The organism is Pseudomonas sp. LPH60, assembly GCF_030718165.1.
GTDB lineage: Bacteria > Pseudomonadota > Gammaproteobacteria > Pseudomonadales > Pseudomonadaceae > Aquipseudomonas > Aquipseudomonas danubii.
In genome coordinates, this window is record NZ_JAVAJH010000003.1 from 498,403 (window position 1) to 515,417 (window position 17,015).

Sequence of the window (17,015 nt, forward strand, 5' to 3'; positions counted from 1 at the left end):
TCGCTAATGGTGCTTGGAATAATTATACTGGCCGGTATGTTATTAATAGCAAACTCACCAGTCCAGTATTAACAGCGAAAAAATGTCCGACAATCACTCCGCAAACGTTGGGCCAGGCAGGCCCAAGGATCTGGCCAAGCGCCAGGCCATTCTCGAAGCAGCGAAAAACCTGTTTCTGAGCAATGGCTACGCCAGTACCAGCATGGATGCGGTCGCCGCCGAAGCCGGCGTTTCAAAACTCACGGTCTATAGCCATTTCAACGACAAAGAGACCCTGTTCACCGCCGCCGTGGTGGCCAAGTGCGAAGAGCAGCTGCCCACGCTGATCTACGAACTGACGCCCGACACACCGGTGCGAGGCGTCCTGTTGAACATCGCACGAGGCTTTCATCAGTTGATCAACAGCGACGAGTCGGTGAACCTGCATCGCTTGATCATGGCCCTGGGCAATCAGGATCCCAAGCTCTCGCAAATGTTCATTGAGGCCGGCCCCGAACGCGTACTGCAGGGTATGGAACGGCTGCTGGGGCGAATCAATCAGTTGGGCACCTTGCACATCGACAAGCCGCGCAATGCCGCCGAGCATTTCTTCTGCATGCTCAAGGGCGGGGCGAACTTCCGCCTGCTCTATGGTTGCGGCGAGCCCTTGAGAGGCCCCGCTGCGGAAGAGCACGTGCAAGAAGTGGTGGATCTGTTCATGCGCGCCTACCGGCCATAGAAACCGGCATGTGCGGGAGCAGGCTGGTGTAGGAGCTGGCTTGCCAGCGAAGAGGCCTGAGATCGCCTTCGCCGGCAAGCCGGCTCCTCCAACCAGGAGCCCGCCCCTGAAACCGCTTTTGCCAGCAAGCCGGCGCCTACATCGGGTTCAGGCCTTGAGGGCCTTCTTCGGGTAGATATCGTAGCGACTGGATTTGCCTTCCAGTCCATGGCTTGGCTTCGGCCCTTCAATGCACGGTGCCTTGCGCGGGCGCTTGACCACCACTCGATGGCTGGCCAGGGCCAGGGCTGCGGCCAGCAGTGCCGGAGCGTCATTGTCGTCCCCCACCAACGGCCGGAACAGACGCATTTCCTTTTTCACCAAGGCGCTTTTCTCCCGATGGGGAAACATCGGATCGAGGTAGATCACCTGAGGCGGCTCGCCCTCCCAGTTGCGCATCAGCTCGATAGAGTTGCCCTTGAGCAAGCGCATGCGGGCAACGATAGGTGCCACCTCGGCGTCCAGCGCCCCCCGGGCCAACCCGTCCTCCAGCAGCGCACCAATCAATGGCTGGCGCTCGATCAGACTCATCTCACAGCCGAGGGTAGCCAGGACAAACCCGTCCTTGCCCAAGCCTGCCGTGGCATCCAGCACCCGTGGCCGCACGCCCTGAGCAACGCCCACCGCCTTGGCAATCATCTGCCCGCTGCCACCACCGTACAGCCGCCGGTGGGCCGCTCCGCCTTCAACAAAGTCCACCCGCACCGGTCCTGGTGCATCGGCGCCCAGCTGCTGCAATTGCAGCCCCTGCTCACCCACCTGCAGGGCAAACTCGGCCTCGTCGATCTGCAACGGCAGTCCCAGGCGTTGTGCCCATTGCTGAGCCTGCGGCGCGAATCCAGCGTCCAGGGCCTCGACTTTGATGCGGCAGGCCGCGGGTTGCTCATTCATCTGAAAACACACTCAAAAAATTAATGATCGGCAAAAACTGCCGATAACAGAACTATCGGCCATTTTGCCAGAGCTCAGCGTCGACCGAGAGCAATGTCAGACATTCAACGCACATCGATAGGTTATATCTCTCGCCACGGCGACTATGGCCTACGCAACTCCCAGGCACTGAGCGGCGTCAGCCATCTGTGGCAGGACTTCTTTGCCCAGGCCCTGGCCGAGCAACAGGGAGAAGGCACGAGCGTTGACGGGCTGCCCGCCGTGGCCATCGATGGTCCCGTGGAACCGGTTGGCGGCACCGATGTACTGACGCAGATCGTCAACCAGCGCCATTGCGATATTCAGGACACCGAGATTCGTCCCCCTGAACCGCTGTTCCTGCCGATCGCCGAATTCGAAATGGAACTGCTGGACAAGCCGGCTCCGCCCTTCCCGCCGGAAGAAATCGTTGCCCAGCAACGTCAGCAGGACTTTGAGAGTGGCTGGGTCCGCCCGATCGTGCTCAATGCCGGTCAGCCGCTGCCGGCCCCCGGCCCGGCGCCGGAACCTCGTCCGCTGCACCTGCCCATCGCCGAATTCGAACTGGACCTGCTGGATAAACCGGCCGAACCGTTCCCGCCGCAGGAGCTTATCGAGCAACAGCGGCAGATGGACTTCGACATCGGCTGGGCACGTCCACTGATTCTGCAGAACCTGCGCATCGCCGCCTGAGCCGGCTCCTCAGCGACATATCCACCAAGGCCCTACATCCAGATGAAAATGGTTGCGATGGGCGCTGTTGTAATCCGGCCCCAGCACCACATTGAATGCATCGCAGGCACCGTCCCGGGCCAGCCGCAAAAAACGTCCCGCATCGCTGTCCTTCGGCCAATCCTTGAGCACACTGATGCTGCGCCCGTCCGCCAGTCGAAAACCGGCAATGTCCAGGGCGTTGGCACTGGCGTGCTGACTGCGAGCACCATTCTCACGACTGTACATGTTGCGGCAGGCAAAACTGCCCAGATGATCGACCCGCGCCACGCGCTGCCCATACACCGCCTGTGCCGCAGGCTGCAGCCCGTGGCGCTCATAAAGGGCAAAGGCCACCGCCAGTGGGCAACTGGCAAGGAAGCTGCTGCTCAAGGCGACATCACCACCTTGCACGCGCAAGGTATTGCTCAATGGGCAGGCCACATCACCACGACTGTCGGGCTGGCGACTGGTGCGCAGGCCAGAGCGGCCAAGCACCTCGTCGCACAGCTGCGGATCGTCCCGCAGCCGCGCCAGCTTGAAGCGGGTCAACAGATTCGGCTTGGCCCTTACATCCAGCGGCGCCCAAGGGTTCCAGGCATCCGCCAGCGGCACCCAGCCCAGGCGTATACCGATCAACAACAAGGCGCCCAGCAACAACAGGACGCCCAGAATTCTCACCACCCGCACAGAATGTCCCGCTTTATGGCTGTCTGAACAATTGATTGATCTGCCGAAACGGCATCGCACGATCGGCAAAATCAAAGCGACCATGCTCGCGGATATCCTCCGCAGCCCGGTAGAAAGCACCGTAGGCGGCCCGGGCCAGGGCCGAACCGACACTGATGCGCTTGACCCCCAGCTCCGCCAGTTGCGCCACGCTCAGGTTGAGGCCACCAGACATCAGCACGTTCACCGGCTTGGGCGCCACAGCCCGTACCACCTGCACAATCTCCTCGGCGCTGCGCAGGGCCGGAGCATAGAGTACATCGGCACCGGCTTCGGCAAAGGCCTGCAAGCGGCGAATGGTGTCCGGCAGATCATCACGACCGTGGAGCAGGTTCTCCGCCCGGGCAGTCAGGATGAAGGGGAATGGCAAGCTGCGCACGGCGGCAGCACAAGCCTCGATACGCTCCACCGCCAGGTTGAAGTCATAGATAGGGTCGTCGGCGCGACCGCTGGCGTCCTCGATCGAGCCTCCAACCACCCCACTGGCTGCCGCCAACAACAGGGCTTGGGCGCAACCTTCAGGACTGTCGGAAAAACCGTTTTCCAAGTCCACCGCCACCGGCAGGCTGCTGGCACCGACTATGACCCGAACATTGTCCAGGGTGTCTTCCAGGCTGACGGCGCCCTCGGCATCCGGGCGCCCCAGGGAGAAGGCATAACCGGCGCTGGTGGTGGCCAGGGCCTCGAACCCGAGACCGGCCAGCATCTTCGCGGAACCGGCATCCCAGGGGTTGGGTATGACAAAGGCGCCGGCACGTTCATGCAGGGCCTTGAAGGCATTGGCTCGAAGGGTTTGCGCGTCCATTTGCTCGCTCCGGAAGAAGGCAATAAAGACGCCTCAGAGCAAGCCGAGCTGCTCCGCGGCGGGCTCTCTGTATAACTCAGGCAACGCGGGCAAGCCAGGCAAACGTTGCATCAGCTGGCCATGAAAACGGCGAGCCAGTTCAGCGGCCAGTCGGTTGTCCGAGGTATGCAGGAAGACATAAGGGGTACGCCCCTCTTCGATCCAGCCGGCGACCTTGTCGATCCAGGGCACGAGAAATGGATCGTTGGCCTCAAGCTCCGGATGACCGATGAAGCGCACTTGCGGAAACTGGGTGAACGCCGCAGGTCGCGGCGGCACCTTGGGCTTTTTCGACTGGGCGTGCAGCACCGCGGGAGCAGTGGACGTGCAACTGAACAAGGCCCGTGGATCAAGGCAGATACGCTCGACGCCACGCTCACGCAACAGTCGGTTGAGCATGCGCTCCGCATCGCCCTTGGCAAAGAACTCCGGATGCCGGACCTCCACCGCCAGCGGCCGCTCCAGGCCCTCGATAAAGCCCGCCAATTCCCCCAGACGCTGCGGGGCGAAGCTGGCCGGCAATTGCAGCCACAGGGGCGACACACGTTCCCCCAGGGGGCTGAGCAACTGGATAAAGGTCTGGGCAGCGCTCAGTTGTTCGCGCAGGTCACCGCCGTGGCTGATGTCACCGGGAAACTTGGCGGTGAAACGAAAGTGCTCGGGCATGATCTGGGCCCAGCGCTGCACAGTGCCGGGCGCGGGCCGTGCATAGAAGGTGGTGTTGCCTTCAACGGCATTGAAGACCTGGGAGTACAGGCCAAGGAAATCAGTGGGTCGCGCATCCTCCGGGTACAGGTACTCACGCCAGGCGTTTTCGCTCCAGGAAGGACAACCCAGGAAATAAGGCAGCATCAAATGTACAGGTCGAGCCCCACCACTTCCAGATCCCAATCGACAAAGCCGGCGGTGGTCAGGTAGCTGGCCAGGGCATTGGCCACGCTCTTTTTCATCGCGCGCTGAAAGATCATGTCCTGAGGACGGGCGGGGAGATTACCGGTGCGGGGGGCAGATGCCTGGGAACGGCTTTGAGTCGAAGGTTCTGACTGGACTTCAATGGCGTCGTCATCGTCCAGAGACTCGTCTACCAGCGCCGGGCCTTTACGAGGCTTGCGCTTGATGGGGTAGGACTGAGAGGAGATGCCGTCTATGCGCATACTGAAAAGCCCGGGGTCAATGATGGCAATTTAGCGGCACCGCTTCGACTTAGCAAATGCCCAAGTGATAACTAGAACACAGAAAAGCCAAAAGGTTTAAACCCGAGCAGAATCGACTCCGAAAACCAGACGATTGGCCGGTTTACACCGAAAAAATCTGAACCCCCGCAAACACTTGGACAACCCTCAACGGGCTTTGGGCGTGGCCACCTTGTCGCGCAGATAGACCGGTTGTGCGTCGTCGGCAACTATCGCTTCGCCCCGCTCCCAGGCAAATTTCGCCAGGGTCAGCAGGTCTTCGGCGTGGGGCAGCATGCCCGCGTCCTGACCACTGAGAGGGACCGCGATGCGCTCGCCATAACCCCAGCCGGTGCCCGCGCCGAACCAGTCGCCGCTGGCCCCTTCCGGCAAGGCCGCGACTTCCGGCGGCAGCACCGCTTCGGCGCCCACCAGACGCATCTCGCCAGCCGTTTCCCGGTAGCAGCCCCAATAGACTTCATCCATGCGCGCATCGATGGCCGAGGCCACCTGGGTCGCACCGTGCTCACGCAAGGCGCGCTGGGCCAGCACCGCCAGGTTGGACACCGGCAGCACCGGACGCTCCAGGGCGAAGGCCAGCCCCTGCACCACGCCAATGGCGATCCGCACGCCGGTGAAAGCACCGGGGCCACGGCCAAAGGCAATCGCATCCACCGCCTGCAAGGTAGTGCCGGCATTGGCCAGCAGCTCCTGGATCATCGGCAACAGCTTCTGCGCATGCAGGCGGGGAATCACCTCGTAATGGCTCGTAACCTTGCCGTCATGCAGCAAAGCAACGGAGCAAGCTTCAGTCGCGGTGTCCAGGGCCAGCAAGGTGCTCATCGGGGGTTCCATCGGCATTGAAAAAAGTGACGCATTATAAACAGCAACGGCCCGCAAGCGGGCCGTTGAACGATCAAACGATCAGGCAACTCAGCTCAGGGCTTCGAGCACCTTGGCGGTGATCACTTCCACCGAACCCACGCCAGGGATATGGCTGTACTTCGGTTTGCCTTGAGCCGCGGCCAGTTGCTGGTAGAACTCCACCAGCGGCTTGGTCTGGGAGTGATAGACCGACAGGCGATGACGCACGGTTTCTTCGGTGTCGTCCTTGCGCTGCACCAGGTCTTCACCGGTGATGTCGTCCTTGCCGGCAATCTTCGGCGGGTTGTAAACGGTGTGGTAGACCCGGCCCGAAGCTTCGTGCACCCGGCGGCCGGCAATACGCTGGACGATCTCTTCGTCGTCAACAGCGATTTCTACTACGTTGTCCAGCTCAACACCGGCTTTGACCAACGCTTCGGCCTGAGGAATGGTGCGCGGGAAGCCGTCGAACAGGAAGCCATTAACGCAGTCGGCCTGGCTGATGCGTTCCTTGACCAGGTTGATGATCAGGTCATCGGACACCAGGCCACCACTGTCCATCACGCTCTTGGCCTTCAGGCCCAGCTCGGTGCCGGCCTTGACCGCAGCACGCAGCATGTCGCCGGTGGAGATCTGTGGAATGCCGAACTTTTCGGTGATGAACTTTGCCTGAGTACCTTTACCGGCCCCGGGAGCTCCCAGCAGAATTACGCGCATCGATGTGCTCCTCAATTTTTTATTTAGAAACGCTCGGATTCGCCTCGTGGGGCCAATCTCAAAAATAGGATAGTGGCCGCCCAAACGGCCAAAGGCTGATCAAGATACACAGCCGACACAGCGCACACAAGCAGTCGAAAGTCGGAGGAACCCGGCCCTTTTGTGCCCCATCGGCACGGTAGAACAAGTCGCAACCCCATAACAAAGTGTCGCCAGATGAATCTGAGCGACACCTTGGGATTGTCCCGATCAGGGCCGTGCCAAAGCAGGCCGACAGCCCTCTGCAACCTCAGCCGGTATTGCGCAAACCGGCGGCGATACCCGCTACGGAGACCAGCAGCGCCTGTTCCAGGGGGCTTCCTTGCGGCGCCTCCTGTTTGCGCGAGCGTGCCAGCAACTCCGCCTGCAACAGATGCAGCGGGTCGAGGTAGGTATTGCGCAGGCGGATGAACTCCAGGGTGTCGGGGCTGTGGGCCAGCAGTTGCGACTGCCCGGTCAGGCCCAGGACCACCGCGCAGGCCTGCGACAATAGGTCGCGTAAATGCGCACCCAATGGCAGCAGTTCCGCTTCCACCAGGCGCTCGTCATAAGAACGGGCAATATCGGCATCGGCCTTGGCCAGGACCATCTCCAGCATGTCGATGCGAGTGCGGAAAAACGGCCATTGCTCACGCATCTGCCCCAGCAACTCACCCTCGCCTCGGGCCAGCGCCTTGCTCAAGGCCGCTTCCCAACCGAGCCACGCCGGCAGCATCAGGCGGGTCTGAGTCCAGCCGAAGATCCATGGGATAGCCCGCAGGCTTTCAATCCCACCCGCCCGGCGCTTGGCCGGTCGACTGCCCAGGGGCAGGCGTCCCAGCTCCTGCTCCGGGGTGGACTGGCGGAAGTACTCGACAAACTGCGGGTTGTCCCGCACCACCGCGCGATAGGCCTGGACCCCGTCGCTGGCCAGCTCGTCCATCAGGTGACGCCAGGCTGGCTCCGGAGGCGGCGGCGGCAGCAAGGTGGCTTCCAGTACCGCAGCCAGATAGAGGTTGAGGTTCTGCTCGGCAATGTCCGGCAGGCCGAATTTGAAACGGATCATTTCCCCCTGCTCAGTGGTGCGGAAGCGCCCCGCCACCGAACCCGGAGGCTGCGACAGAATCGCCGCGTGGGCCGGACCGCCGCCGCGACCCACAGTACCGCCGCGACCATGGAACAACAGCAGCTCCACCTGTTGCTCACGGCAGATATCCACCAGTCGTTCCTGCGCCCGATATTGCGCCCAGGCCGCAGCAGTGGTCCCGGCATCCTTGGCCGAGTCGGAATAACCGATCATCACTTCCTGAGGCCCTTGCAGGCGTGAGCGATAGCCCGGCATGTGCAGCAGTTTTTCCATCACCGGCCCGGCGTTGTCCAGGTCCGCCAGGGTTTCGAACAACGGCACCACACGCATCGGCCGCAGCACCCCAGACTCCTTGAGTAGCAACTGCACCGCCAGTACATCGGAGGCCGCGCCCGCCATGGAAATCACGTAGGAACCCAAGGAAGCCGCCGGGGCGACGGCGATCTCGCGACAGGTAGCGAGCACCTCCGCCGTGTCAGCCGAGGGTTTGAAATAACCCGGCAGCAAGGGACGGCGACTGCTCAGCTCGCGCATCAGGAAGCTGATGCGATCTTCCTCGCTCCAGTCCTCATAGCGGCCCAGGCCCAGATAGTCGGTGATCTCGGTCATGGCCGAGGTGTGCCGACTGGAGTCCTGACGCACATCGAGACGCACCAGGAACAGGCCGAACGTCACCGCCCGCCGCAAGCAATCGAGCAGTGGGCCATCGGCGATCACCCCCATCCCGCATTCATGCAGCGACTGGTAGCACAGCTGCAGCGGCTCCAGCAGGTCGCGGTTGTTCTGCAATACCTCGGCCCCCGCCGGCACCGGAGCGCCAAGCGCCGCGTGCGCCCAGTTACGGGTGGCCCGCAGACGCTCGCGCAATTGCTTGAGCAACGCCCGATACGGCTCGGCACTGTCCCCGGCCCTGGCCAGCAAGGCCGCATTGGCCTGTTGCATGGACAGTTCGGCGGCCAGGTGATCGACGTCCCGCAAGTACAGGTCGGCAGCCATCCAGCGCGCCAGCAACAGTACCTCCCGGGTCACGCTGGCAGTGACATTGGGGTTGCCGTCCCGGTCGCCGCCCATCCACGAAGCGAAGCGGATCGGTGCCGATTCCAACGGCAGGTGCAGCCCGGTAGCCTCGAACAACGCCTTGTCGGCCTTGCGCAGGTAGTTGGGAATGGCCTGCCACAAGGAGTGCTCGATCACCGCAAAACCCCATTTGGCCTCATCCACCGGCGTCGGCCGAGTACGGCGGATTTCCTCGGTGTGCCAGGCTTCGGCAATCAAGCGCTGCAGGCGTTCCTGGATCTGCCCGCGCTCGGCGCTGGTGAGATCGCGATGGTCCTGGGCCGCCAGTTGCCCGGCGATGGCATCGTATTTCTGAATCAGGGTGCGGCGCGCCACTTCGGTGGGGTGAGCGGTGAGCACCAGCTCGATCTCCAGGCGCCCCAACTGCCGGGCCAGAGCATCGGCAGAATGCCCTGCAGCCCGCAGCCGGGCCAGCAGCTCCGGTAGTACCCGGGCCTCGAATGGCGCCGGCTGCGACTCGTCGCGGCGGTGGATCAACTGATACTGCTCGGCAATGTTCGCCAGGTTGAGGAACTGGTTGAAGGCCCTGGCCACCGGAAGCAGTTCGTCCTCGCTCAACTGGTCGAGGCTGGCACTCAATTCGACCCCGGGCGAGCCCCGTCGATCGGCCTTGGCGCCCTTGCGAATCTGCTCGATCTTGTCGAGGAAAGCCTCCCCGTACTGATCACGGATGGTATTGCCCAACAGTTCTCCCAAGAGGTGAACGTCTTCGCGCAAGCGCGCATCAATATCGGTCATCGAGGTGTTCTCCAGCAGACTCAAGGCGGCACGGAAGGCTCAAGAGTGCCGCTTGCACGCCTGCCTTAGCAAGCGTGCAACCTCACCCCGGGCCAACCCTGGCCGATGGGACTAGTCTCAAGGGTAGGCCGCACAAGGGCCACGCACCGGCTCCGGCCGGTTACTCAACCCAACCTGCCACAAGCAGGCGTTCATCGAGGTCAACATGAAAATCCGTGAACTGGCACAACATTGGGAAGAAAACGCCAAGGGGCGCCTGAGCAAAACCGCCTACCGGATTCACCTGGACGTGGAAGCCGCCGCCCGCCTGGCCGCCCTCTCCGAGATGTACCCCAAACGCCAGACCGAGGAACTGCTCGGCGAACTGATCGGCGCCGCCCTGGAAGAGCTGGAAGCCAGCTTCCCCTACATTCAGGGTCGGCAGGTGGTGGCCACCGACGAGGAAGGCGATCCGCTCTACGAGGATATCGGTCCGACCCCGCGTTTCCTGGCCCTGTCACGCCAGCATCTGCAGCTCATGGCCAGCCAGTCCGACAAGCCCAAACACTGAGTCGGCGCCCTCTCCAACTCCCGTTGAACTTCATCGTCCCCGGCCCTGAACAGGGCCGGGGATACCCCGCTGCACGGCAAAAGTTCCCGATTTAGAGCCTTGTCCGAGTCGTCAGTTTTTTTCCGGCCAATCGCCATCTTTCTCTGAACTATTCAAAAAAGCCTCGGGTCACACCCAGTAGCCATCACTGGAACGGCCGTTTCAAATTTTGCCATCAGCGCCCGTCACTCAGCGTCACGGCGCCAGGACCGGGATGGATATTGATGTTTTTCAGGAGTTACCCAATGGAGTTGAAGACCATGAAGATCAGCACTGCCAAATCCTCGTTCACCTCTCTGCGCGGGCTGAAACTGGCCGCGCTGGCCCTCGGTAGCAGCATGGTACTGGCCGGTTGTGCCGGTAACCCGCCTTCCGAGCAGTACGCGGTCACGCAATCTGCGGTCAACAGCGCAGTGAGCGCAGGCGGCACCGAATTCGCCGCCGTGGAAATGAAGTCGGCCCAGGACAAGCTCAAGCAAGCCGAGATTGCCATGCACGACAAGAAGTACGACGAAGCCCGTCGCCTGGCTGAACAAGCCGAGTGGGATGCCCGTGTCGCCGAACGCAAGGCCCAGGCCGCCAAGGCCGAACAGGCGCTGAAAGATTCGCAGAAAGGCGTTCAGGAACTGCGTCAGGAAGGTATGCGCAGCGTGCAGTAAGCCGCCGCCGATTCCCACGTACTCGTATTTGATTGAAAGGACGAACCATTATGCGCAAACAAGTGATGATCCCTGCCCTGTTGGCCATGAGCGTAGCCCTGGCGGCCTGCTCCACCCCGCCTAACGCCAACCTGGAAAACGCCCGGACCAACTTCTCCGGCCTGCAAGCCAACCCGCAGGCAAGCAAGGTCGCGGCCCTGGAAACCAAGGACGCCGCCGACTGGATGGACAAGGCCGACAAGGCCTACCTGAACAAGGAAGACGAGAAGAAGGTCGATCAACTGGCCTATCTGACCAACCAGCGGGTTGAAGTGGCCAAGGAAACCATTGCCCTGCGCACCGCCGAAGCCAAGCTCAAGGACGCCGGCGACCAGCGTGCCCGCGCCATCCTCGAAGCCCGTGACGCGCAGATCAAGCAACTGCAGGACAGCCTCAACGCCAAGCAGACCGATCGCGGCACCCTGGTGACCTTTGGTGACGTGCTGTTCGCCACCAACAAGTCCGACCTGAAGTCCAGCGGCCTGGTGAACATCAACAAGCTGGCGCAATTCCTCCAGCAGAACCCGGACCGCAAGGTGATCGTCGAAGGCTACACCGACAGCACCGGCAGCGACTCCTACAACCAGTCACTGTCCGAGCGCCGTGCCGGCTCGGTGCAGATGGCCCTGATCCGCATGGGCGTCGATCCGGCGCGTATCGTCAGCCAGGGTTACGGCAAGGAGTATCCGGTGGCCGATAACGGCAGCGTCTCCGGTCGTGCCATGAACCGTCGTGTGGAAGTGACCATTTCCAACGACAACCAGCCGGTAGCGCCACGTTCGGCCATCAGCCGCAACTGATGGAGCGCCCTGCTTATATAGGCAGGTAAAACCAAACGCCGCCGACCTCTTCAGGTCGGCGGCGTTTTTTTATGCGGTTATCCAGATGGGAACCGGCTGGCCGGCAAACCGATCACTGCTGCAGTTGCGGCGTCTCTTGCCCCATGCAGCGCACGGCTTGCTTCTTCTTGTTCACCAGCACCCCGGTCAAGCCCTTCTGCTGAGTGTCGAACAACACCAGCACGCCATCGATGCACTGGGCCACTTCATCGGCCGGTTGCAGGGAGATCTTGTAGTCCTCGCCCGGCACGGTCTTGAGCATGGTGAAGTCGCTGAGCAGCAGCGCGTCCTCCGGTTTGGCGAAGTGCAGGTAGCCGTAGTACCACAGGCTGCCCACGGTAACGATGATGCTGCAGATACCGGTGATGATCATGGGAATGGCGTTGCGTTCTTCACTCATTGCGGACTCTCTGGAGGTTCAACTGCTGAATTCGGCGTCGCCGGGTAGTTGGGGATTTCCCCCAGGCGGCGCAACCCGTCGAAATGCTGCGGATCGTCGAGGTAGCGCAGCATCACGCGGCGCCAGGTCGGATCGGCAAAGGTTTGCACATGGCCGCCGCGGGTCAGTTGCAGGACCCGCGGCGGCGGCGCAGCTTGATACACCCGGATGCCGTTGGAAAGAGGCACGATCGGATCATCGATGCTGTGGTAGATGAGTTTCGGCACCCCGGTCAGGCGCGGCAGCAGGTGAACCGCGCTGTCGGCGTCTGGCACCAGCCACGACAAAGGCACCTGCAAGGGCCAGGTCAGCCAGGACGTGCTCAAGGCATAACGCCCGACATCACGGTAGCTGGCCGGCACGCCGTCGAGGACGATGGCCTTGAGTTGGGCCTGACGCTCGGGGCGCTCCACCAGATAATGAATGGCCAGGGCACCGCCAAGGCTTTGTCCGAGGACGATCAAGGGTTTGCCTTGAACCTCCGGGGCCTGGTCCAGCCACTTGAACGCGGCATCGACGTCCTGGTAGATCGCCGGCAGGCTCGGCGCACCTTCGGACAAGCCATAGCCGCGATAGTCCACCAGCAGCACCTGATAGCCCTGCTCCGGCAACCACCAACTGCCCCCCAGATGCCAGGCCAGGTTGCCGCCGTTGCCGTGCAGGTGCAGCACCGTGCCCTTGACGGTCACCCCCGGTTTGGCCGGCAGCCACCAGCCGTGCAGCTTGAGGCCGTCGGCGGTGGTCAGGGTAATGTCACGGTATTCGAGCTTGGCCCGTTCGGGGGTAAAGGGCAGCCCGGGCTCGGGATAGAACAGCAACGAGCTGCAGCCGGTGAGGCACAGCAGCAACGTCAGGGCGGCCAACAAACGCATCATCGGCCCATCCGTGTATCTATGAATACGTCCATGTGCGCCCCCGGAAAAATTCAAAGGATATTGGAGTAGTCCGCCTCGATCCGATCCAGGCTCAGGTGGTTGAGGAAGTTGGAGAAACACATCCACGCCGACAGCGCATTCATGTCGCGGAACTGGTCGGGCAGGTACTTGGGTGGCACCACCAGGCCTTCATCCACCAGTTGGCGCAAGGTTCGCATGTCTTCCAGGGTGGTCTTGCCGCAGAACAGCAAGGGGATCTGTTCCAGCTTGCCCTTGCGCACAGCCAGCTGAATGTAGTTGTAAACCATGATGAAGCCCTTGAGATAGGACAAGTCTTTGGTAAACGGCAGCCCGTTGGGCACCGAACCGCGGAACACCCGGCTGGCGTTGCCGTAGCTCTCGGCCATCTCGAAACCCTGCTCACGGAAGAACTCGAACACCTGCAGAAAGTCCGCGCCCTCCTCCACCATGTGGATGGCTCGGGTGCGGTTGGTCAGCTTGCGCAGGCGGCTGGGGTAGGAGGCAAAGGTGATGATCTCCATCAGGATCGCCAGGCCTTCCTGGGTCACCGTGGACGACGGCGGGCCCTTGGCCAGGAAGGTGCAGATCGGCTGGTTCAACCCGTTGAGGGTGGTGCCCACATGCACCAACCCCTCATGGACTTCCAGCGCCCGCACGTCCCGGTTGTTGAACATCGCATCGCTGCGGATCTTGATGTAGTCGGCGCCCGCTGCCGCGTCGGCGACAATGCCATCGGACTCGAATACGCGGATGGTTTCCTCGGCCTCGCCGAACACTTTGTTCAACCGGCTTTGCAGCAGGCTCACCGCTTCCTTGGCACTGAGAGTCTTGGGTTCGTCCTTGAGATCGCCACGCCCGTCGATGTTGTTCAGGTAGTCGGACATCATCAGCCCGAGGTCCGCCAGAGTCGGATCACCGGCGTGGAAGGCGTCGGACGCGGCGCCGTAAAGCTCCTGGGAAATCAGCCCGAAATCAGCGGTCCCCCGGGCTTCGAGCATGCGCACCACCATGCGGTATTCCTTGCACATGCGGCGCATGATCTGCCCCACCGGGTTGAACTGGCCCAACTGGCGGGTGATGTCACGCTCAATGTTCTGGAACTCCAGTTTCACCGCGCCAGAGTCAAAGGACAGCGGTCGCCCTTCGTAATAGGCGCGGTCCACCGCCGGCATTTCCTTGCCCTTGGCCTTGAGAAAGCCCTTGCGGATGTTCTCGTCCCACTTCACCGCATCCAGCACCCGGATCGGTGTCTGGGCCAGCACTATGCGATCGGACAAAGTGCGTATCGTCTGCTGGTAATCGTCCACCCGAAACTCCTATTGAATGGGTCTGTAGCGCGGGGTCACTTGCCCAGCAATTGGGCAGGCGCCGTCTGTTCAGCCGGCAGCGGGTCCTTGAAGAGCATCTGGCAACCGCTGAGCAGCAGGAACGACGGGGCAATCAGAATGCGCCAGGCTTGCATGCAACTCTCCTTTGAACACCAGAATGACTGTAGCCCCTGGCGTGGGCCCCGGCCGACAGGCCGCAGCCAGTCAGCCGTGTGGGGCGCGTCAGACCGAAGCCAGAACCAGATGCATGTAGCGGGTGAGAATGCCGAGCATCTCTTCCTCCGCCAGCGGCTCAGCGCCGTTGAGCAGGCCCTGATACTCCATCCGGCCGATTATAGACGTCAACACCTTGGCATCCTGCTGCGGCTCCCGCGAGCCCAAGACCTCAAAGAACTGACAGGTGCCGTGGAGCAGAATCTGCTGGTGCGAACGCACCAGCTGCGCCAGGCGCGGGTTGAGCAAGGCTTCCTGGCGGAAGGCCTGCTCGGCCATCAGGTGCTCACGGCGGGTGCTCAACTGGCGCTGCACATAGTCGGCGGTCAGCCGTGCGATGTCGTCGGCCAGCTGCGAGCGAGACGCCGGACTGCCATCACCGTAGGCGACCATTTCCCGCAGCAACCCTTCGTTGTTGGCCCACAGCTTGCCCATGAACGCCGCGCTGCGTTCCACATACTGAGCGAAGGTATCGGTGAGCAGGTCATCGATATCCTTGAAGTAATAGGTGGTGGCCGACAAGGGCACACCGGCTTCGGCGGCCACCGCGCGATGGCGCACGGCCCGCACGCCGTCACGCACCACAATGCGCATGGCGGCATCAAGAATGTCCTGTCTACGCTGCTCACTGCCCTGCCGGCTGGCCTTGCGCCCCTGGTACTGAACACTTTCAGCCACCGCAGTGGCTATGCCGGCTGCACCTTCTTGAGCAATTGCGCGGTTCACGACAGATATTCCCTCTTGAAAATCACACAGAATTAGAAGCGGTACGTCAGTTCCAACCAGACAATAAAAAGCCGCCTGTTAAAGGCGGCTTCTTATTCACAACACTTAAGCTTGCGGCCGCATGTGCGGGAACAGGATCACGTCGCGAATCGACGGCGAGTTGGTCAGCAGCATCACCAGACGGTCGATACCGATGCCTTCACCGGCGGTGGGCGGCATGCCGTATTCCAGGGCACGGACGAAGTCGGCGTCGTAGTGCATGGCTTCGTCGTCACCGGCGTCCTTGTCGGCCACCTGGGCCATGAAGCGCTCGGCCTGATCTTCCGCGTCATTGAGCTCGGAGTAGGCATTGGCGATCTCGCGGCCGCCGATGAACAGCTCGAAACGGTCGGTGACGTTGGGGTTCTCGTCGTTGCGACGGGCCAGCGGCGACACCTCGAACGGGTACTGGGTGATGAAGTGCGGCTGTTCCAGCTTGTGCTCCACCAGCTCTTCGAAAATCATCACCTGCAACTTGCCCAGACCTTCGAAGCCCAACACCTTGGCGCCGGCCTTCTTGGCGATGGCGCGAGCCTTGTCGATGTCATTCAGGTCATCGGCCGTCAGCTCAGGGTTGTACTTGAGGATCGAATCGAACACCGAGAGACGGGCGAACGGCTCGCCGAAGTGGAACACCTTGTCGCCGTAAGGCACGTCGGTGCTGCCCAGCACCAGCTGCGCCAGTTCACGGAACAGCTCTTCGGTCAGGTCCATGTTGTCTTCGTAGTCGGCGTAGGCCTGGTAGAACTCCAACATGGTGAATTCAGGGTTGTGACGAGTCGAAACGCCTTCGTTACGGAAGTTGCGGTTGATCTCGAACACTTTTTCAAACCCGCCAACCACCAGCCGCTTCAGGTACAGCTCAGGCGCGATGCGCAGGAACATTTCCATGTCCAGGGCGTTGTGGTGAGTCTCGAACGGCTTGGCCGCGGCGCCGCCAGGAATGGTTTGCAGCATCGGCGTTTCGACTTCGAGGAAGTCGCGCTTCATCAGGAAGCTGCGGATGTGGGCAATGACTTGCGAACGCACGCGGAAAGTCTGGCGCACGTCTTCGTTGACGATCAGGTCAACGTAGCGCTGGCGGTAGCGCTGCTCGGTGTCGGTCAGACCGTGGTGCTTGTCCGGCAGCGGACGCAGCGATTTGGTCAGCAGGCGCACGTGGGTCATTTCAACGTACAGGTCACCCTTGCCGGAACGGGCCAGGGTGCCTTCGGCGGCAATGATGTCGCCCATGTCCCAGGTTTTCACCGCGGCCAGGGTTTCTTCGGACAGGGTCTTGCGGTTGACGTAGACCTGGATGCGACCGGTCATGTCCTGGATCACCATGAACGAGCCACGGTTGAGCATGATGCGACCAGCAACCTTGACCGGGATCGCCGCCTCTGCCAGCTCTTCCTTGGTCTTGTCGGCGTACTTTTTCTGCAGATCTTCGCAGTAGTTTTCGCGGCGGAAGTCGTTCGGGAAGGCATTGCCCTTGGCGCGCTCGGCAGCAAGCTTTTCCTTGCGCAGGGCGATCAGGGAGTTTTCTTCCTGTTGCAGGGCTTGCGGGTCGAGTTGTTGGTCGCTCATGTCTTTAAATTTTCCATCAGGTTCGTTGCCCCCGGCCTGCGGCCGGGGGGCGCCGG

At 61.9% G+C, this 17,015-nt stretch carries 18 protein-coding genes; 5 read left to right on the top strand and 13 right to left on the bottom strand.

Features of this window, described 5'->3' with window-relative positions; translation table 11 throughout:
• Positions 1 to 82: 82 nt before the first annotated feature.
• Complete coding sequence (locus tag Q8O96_RS12740) at positions 83 to 718, top strand: TetR/AcrR family transcriptional regulator (RefSeq protein ID WP_102861347.1); 636 nt, start codon at positions 83 to 85, stop codon at positions 716 to 718.
• A 147-nt stretch (positions 719 to 865) separates the two neighbouring features.
• Here the strand turns inward: Q8O96_RS12740 and Q8O96_RS12745 are convergent, their stop codons facing one another.
• Positions 866 to 1,648 carry a class I SAM-dependent methyltransferase gene (locus Q8O96_RS12745; protein ID WP_115581692.1) on the bottom strand — a complete coding sequence of 261 codons (783 nt, stop codon included), beginning with the start codon at positions 1,646 to 1,648 and terminating at the stop codon, positions 866 to 868.
• A gap of 93 nt (positions 1,649 to 1,741) precedes the next feature.
• On the opposite strand from Q8O96_RS12745, the gene Q8O96_RS12750 reads away from it, so the two are divergent.
• A complete protein-coding gene (locus Q8O96_RS12750) occupies positions 1,742 to 2,359 on the top strand; it encodes an energy transducer TonB (RefSeq protein ID WP_207167130.1) in 618 nt (205 codons plus the stop codon).
• A 9-nt stretch (positions 2,360 to 2,368) separates the two neighbouring features.
• On the opposite strand, the gene Q8O96_RS12755 is transcribed toward Q8O96_RS12750, so the two are convergent.
• The 7 genes from Q8O96_RS12755 to ppc form a co-directional block, all read right to left on the bottom strand.
• Positions 2,369 to 3,067 carry an extensin family protein gene (locus tag Q8O96_RS12755; RefSeq protein WP_102878534.1) on the bottom strand — a complete coding sequence of 233 codons (699 nt, stop codon included), beginning with the start codon at positions 3,065 to 3,067 and terminating at the stop codon, positions 2,369 to 2,371.
• Positions 3,068 to 3,080: 13 nt separating this feature from the next.
• Positions 3,081 to 3,911, bottom strand: a complete 831-nt coding sequence (locus tag Q8O96_RS12760; RefSeq protein ID WP_115581690.1) for an oxaloacetate decarboxylase — start codon at positions 3,909 to 3,911, stop codon at positions 3,081 to 3,083.
• A 33-nt stretch (positions 3,912 to 3,944) separates the two neighbouring features.
• On the bottom strand, positions 3,945 to 4,805 hold the full coding sequence (locus Q8O96_RS12765; RefSeq protein ID WP_102861716.1) for a DUF72 domain-containing protein: 861 nt from the start codon (positions 4,803 to 4,805) through the stop codon (positions 3,945 to 3,947).
• A complete protein-coding gene (locus tag Q8O96_RS12770; RefSeq protein WP_102861342.1) occupies positions 4,802 to 5,104 on the bottom strand; it encodes a hypothetical protein in 303 nt (100 codons plus the stop codon). The genes Q8O96_RS12765 and Q8O96_RS12770 overlap by 4 nt, the downstream gene beginning before the upstream one ends.
• A 186-nt stretch (positions 5,105 to 5,290) precedes the next feature.
• Positions 5,291 to 5,965, bottom strand: coding sequence for a tRNA (adenosine(37)-N6)-threonylcarbamoyltransferase complex dimerization subunit type 1 TsaB (tsaB, locus tag Q8O96_RS12775; RefSeq protein WP_102878531.1), 675 nt, complete (start codon positions 5,963 to 5,965; stop codon positions 5,291 to 5,293).
• A 90-nt stretch (positions 5,966 to 6,055) separates the two neighbouring features.
• On the bottom strand, positions 6,056 to 6,703 hold the full coding sequence (adk, locus tag Q8O96_RS12780) for an adenylate kinase (protein ID WP_102861340.1): 648 nt from the start codon (positions 6,701 to 6,703) through the stop codon (positions 6,056 to 6,058).
• 289 nt (positions 6,704 to 6,992) lie between these two features.
• On the bottom strand, positions 6,993 to 9,623 hold the full coding sequence (gene ppc / locus Q8O96_RS12785) for a phosphoenolpyruvate carboxylase (RefSeq protein ID WP_102861339.1): 2,631 nt from the start codon (positions 9,621 to 9,623) through the stop codon (positions 6,993 to 6,995).
• A gap of 205 nt (positions 9,624 to 9,828) precedes the next feature.
• Between ppc and Q8O96_RS12790 the strand changes: the two genes are divergently transcribed.
• The 3 genes from Q8O96_RS12790 to Q8O96_RS12800 all read left to right on the top strand — a co-directional run bounded on the left by Q8O96_RS12790 (position 9,829) and on the right by Q8O96_RS12800 (position 11,710).
• Positions 9,829 to 10,173, top strand: coding sequence for a hypothetical protein (locus tag Q8O96_RS12790; protein ID WP_060837735.1), 345 nt, complete (start codon positions 9,829 to 9,831; stop codon positions 10,171 to 10,173).
• Positions 10,174 to 10,457: 284 nt separating this feature from the next.
• The gene (locus Q8O96_RS12795; RefSeq protein WP_016967758.1) at positions 10,458 to 10,871 is read left to right on the top strand and encodes a DUF4398 domain-containing protein; all 414 of its coding nucleotides are present in this window, start codon (positions 10,458 to 10,460) and stop codon (positions 10,869 to 10,871) included.
• Between the two features lie 50 nt (positions 10,872 to 10,921).
• A complete protein-coding gene (locus Q8O96_RS12800) occupies positions 10,922 to 11,710 on the top strand; it encodes an OmpA family protein (protein WP_102861338.1) in 789 nt (262 codons plus the stop codon).
• A 112-nt stretch (positions 11,711 to 11,822) separates the two neighbouring features.
• Here Q8O96_RS12800 and Q8O96_RS12805 read toward each other — a convergent pair whose 3' ends face one another.
• The 5 genes from Q8O96_RS12805 to lysS form a co-directional block, all read right to left on the bottom strand.
• Positions 11,823 to 12,149 (bottom strand): hypothetical protein, encoded by a 327-nt coding sequence (locus Q8O96_RS12805; RefSeq protein ID WP_016967760.1) that lies wholly within the window; start codon positions 12,147 to 12,149, stop codon positions 11,823 to 11,825.
• A complete protein-coding gene (locus tag Q8O96_RS12810) occupies positions 12,146 to 13,060 on the bottom strand; it encodes an alpha/beta hydrolase (protein ID WP_305949025.1) in 915 nt (304 codons plus the stop codon). Before Q8O96_RS12810 ends, Q8O96_RS12805 begins: the two co-directional genes overlap by 4 nt.
• A gap of 53 nt (positions 13,061 to 13,113) precedes the next feature.
• Complete coding sequence (locus tag Q8O96_RS12815; RefSeq protein WP_102861337.1) at positions 13,114 to 14,391, bottom strand: flavohemoglobin expression-modulating QEGLA motif protein; 1,278 nt, start codon at positions 14,389 to 14,391, stop codon at positions 13,114 to 13,116.
• Between the two features lie 243 nt (positions 14,392 to 14,634).
• Positions 14,635 to 15,351, bottom strand: coding sequence for a TetR/AcrR family transcriptional regulator (locus Q8O96_RS12820; protein WP_102861336.1), 717 nt, complete (start codon positions 15,349 to 15,351; stop codon positions 14,635 to 14,637).
• A gap of 105 nt (positions 15,352 to 15,456) precedes the next feature.
• Positions 15,457 to 16,959, bottom strand: coding sequence for a lysine--tRNA ligase (gene lysS / locus Q8O96_RS12825; protein WP_102861335.1), 1,503 nt, complete (start codon positions 16,957 to 16,959; stop codon positions 15,457 to 15,459).
• Positions 16,960 to 17,015 lie beyond the last annotated feature (56 nt).

Coding starts and splice junctions, on each gene's coding strand:
- Q8O96_RS12810 (WP_305949025.1), bottom strand. CDS start 13,060: ATGCGTTTGTTGGCCGCCCTGACGTTGCTGCTGTGCCTCACCGGCTGC.
- Q8O96_RS12760 (WP_115581690.1), bottom strand. CDS start 3,911: ATGGACGCGCAAACCCTTCGAGCCAATGCCTTCAAGGCCCTGCATGAA.
- Q8O96_RS12795 (WP_016967758.1), top strand. CDS start 10,458: ATGGAGTTGAAGACCATGAAGATCAGCACTGCCAAATCCTCGTTCACC.
- Q8O96_RS12745 (WP_115581692.1), bottom strand. CDS start 1,648: ATGAATGAGCAACCCGCGGCCTGCCGCATCAAAGTCGAGGCCCTGGAC.
- Q8O96_RS12770 (WP_102861342.1), bottom strand. CDS start 5,104: ATGCGCATAGACGGCATCTCCTCTCAGTCCTACCCCATCAAGCGCAAG.
- Q8O96_RS12800 (WP_102861338.1), top strand. CDS start 10,922: ATGCGCAAACAAGTGATGATCCCTGCCCTGTTGGCCATGAGCGTAGCC.
- tsaB (WP_102878531.1), bottom strand. CDS start 5,965: ATGAGCACCTTGCTGGCCCTGGACACCGCGACTGAAGCTTGCTCCGTT.
- lysS (WP_102861335.1), bottom strand. CDS start 16,959: ATGAGCGACCAACAACTCGACCCGCAAGCCCTGCAACAGGAAGAAAAC.
- ppc (WP_102861339.1), bottom strand. CDS start 9,623: ATGACCGATATTGATGCGCGCTTGCGCGAAGACGTTCACCTCTTGGGA.
- Q8O96_RS12740 (WP_102861347.1), top strand. CDS start 83: ATGTCCGACAATCACTCCGCAAACGTTGGGCCAGGCAGGCCCAAGGAT.
- Q8O96_RS12805 (WP_016967760.1), bottom strand. CDS start 12,149: ATGAGTGAAGAACGCAACGCCATTCCCATGATCATCACCGGTATCTGC.
- Q8O96_RS12790 (WP_060837735.1), top strand. CDS start 9,829: ATGAAAATCCGTGAACTGGCACAACATTGGGAAGAAAACGCCAAGGGG.
- adk (WP_102861340.1), bottom strand. CDS start 6,703: ATGCGCGTAATTCTGCTGGGAGCTCCCGGGGCCGGTAAAGGTACTCAG.
- Q8O96_RS12750 (WP_207167130.1), top strand. CDS start 1,742: ATGTCAGACATTCAACGCACATCGATAGGTTATATCTCTCGCCACGGC.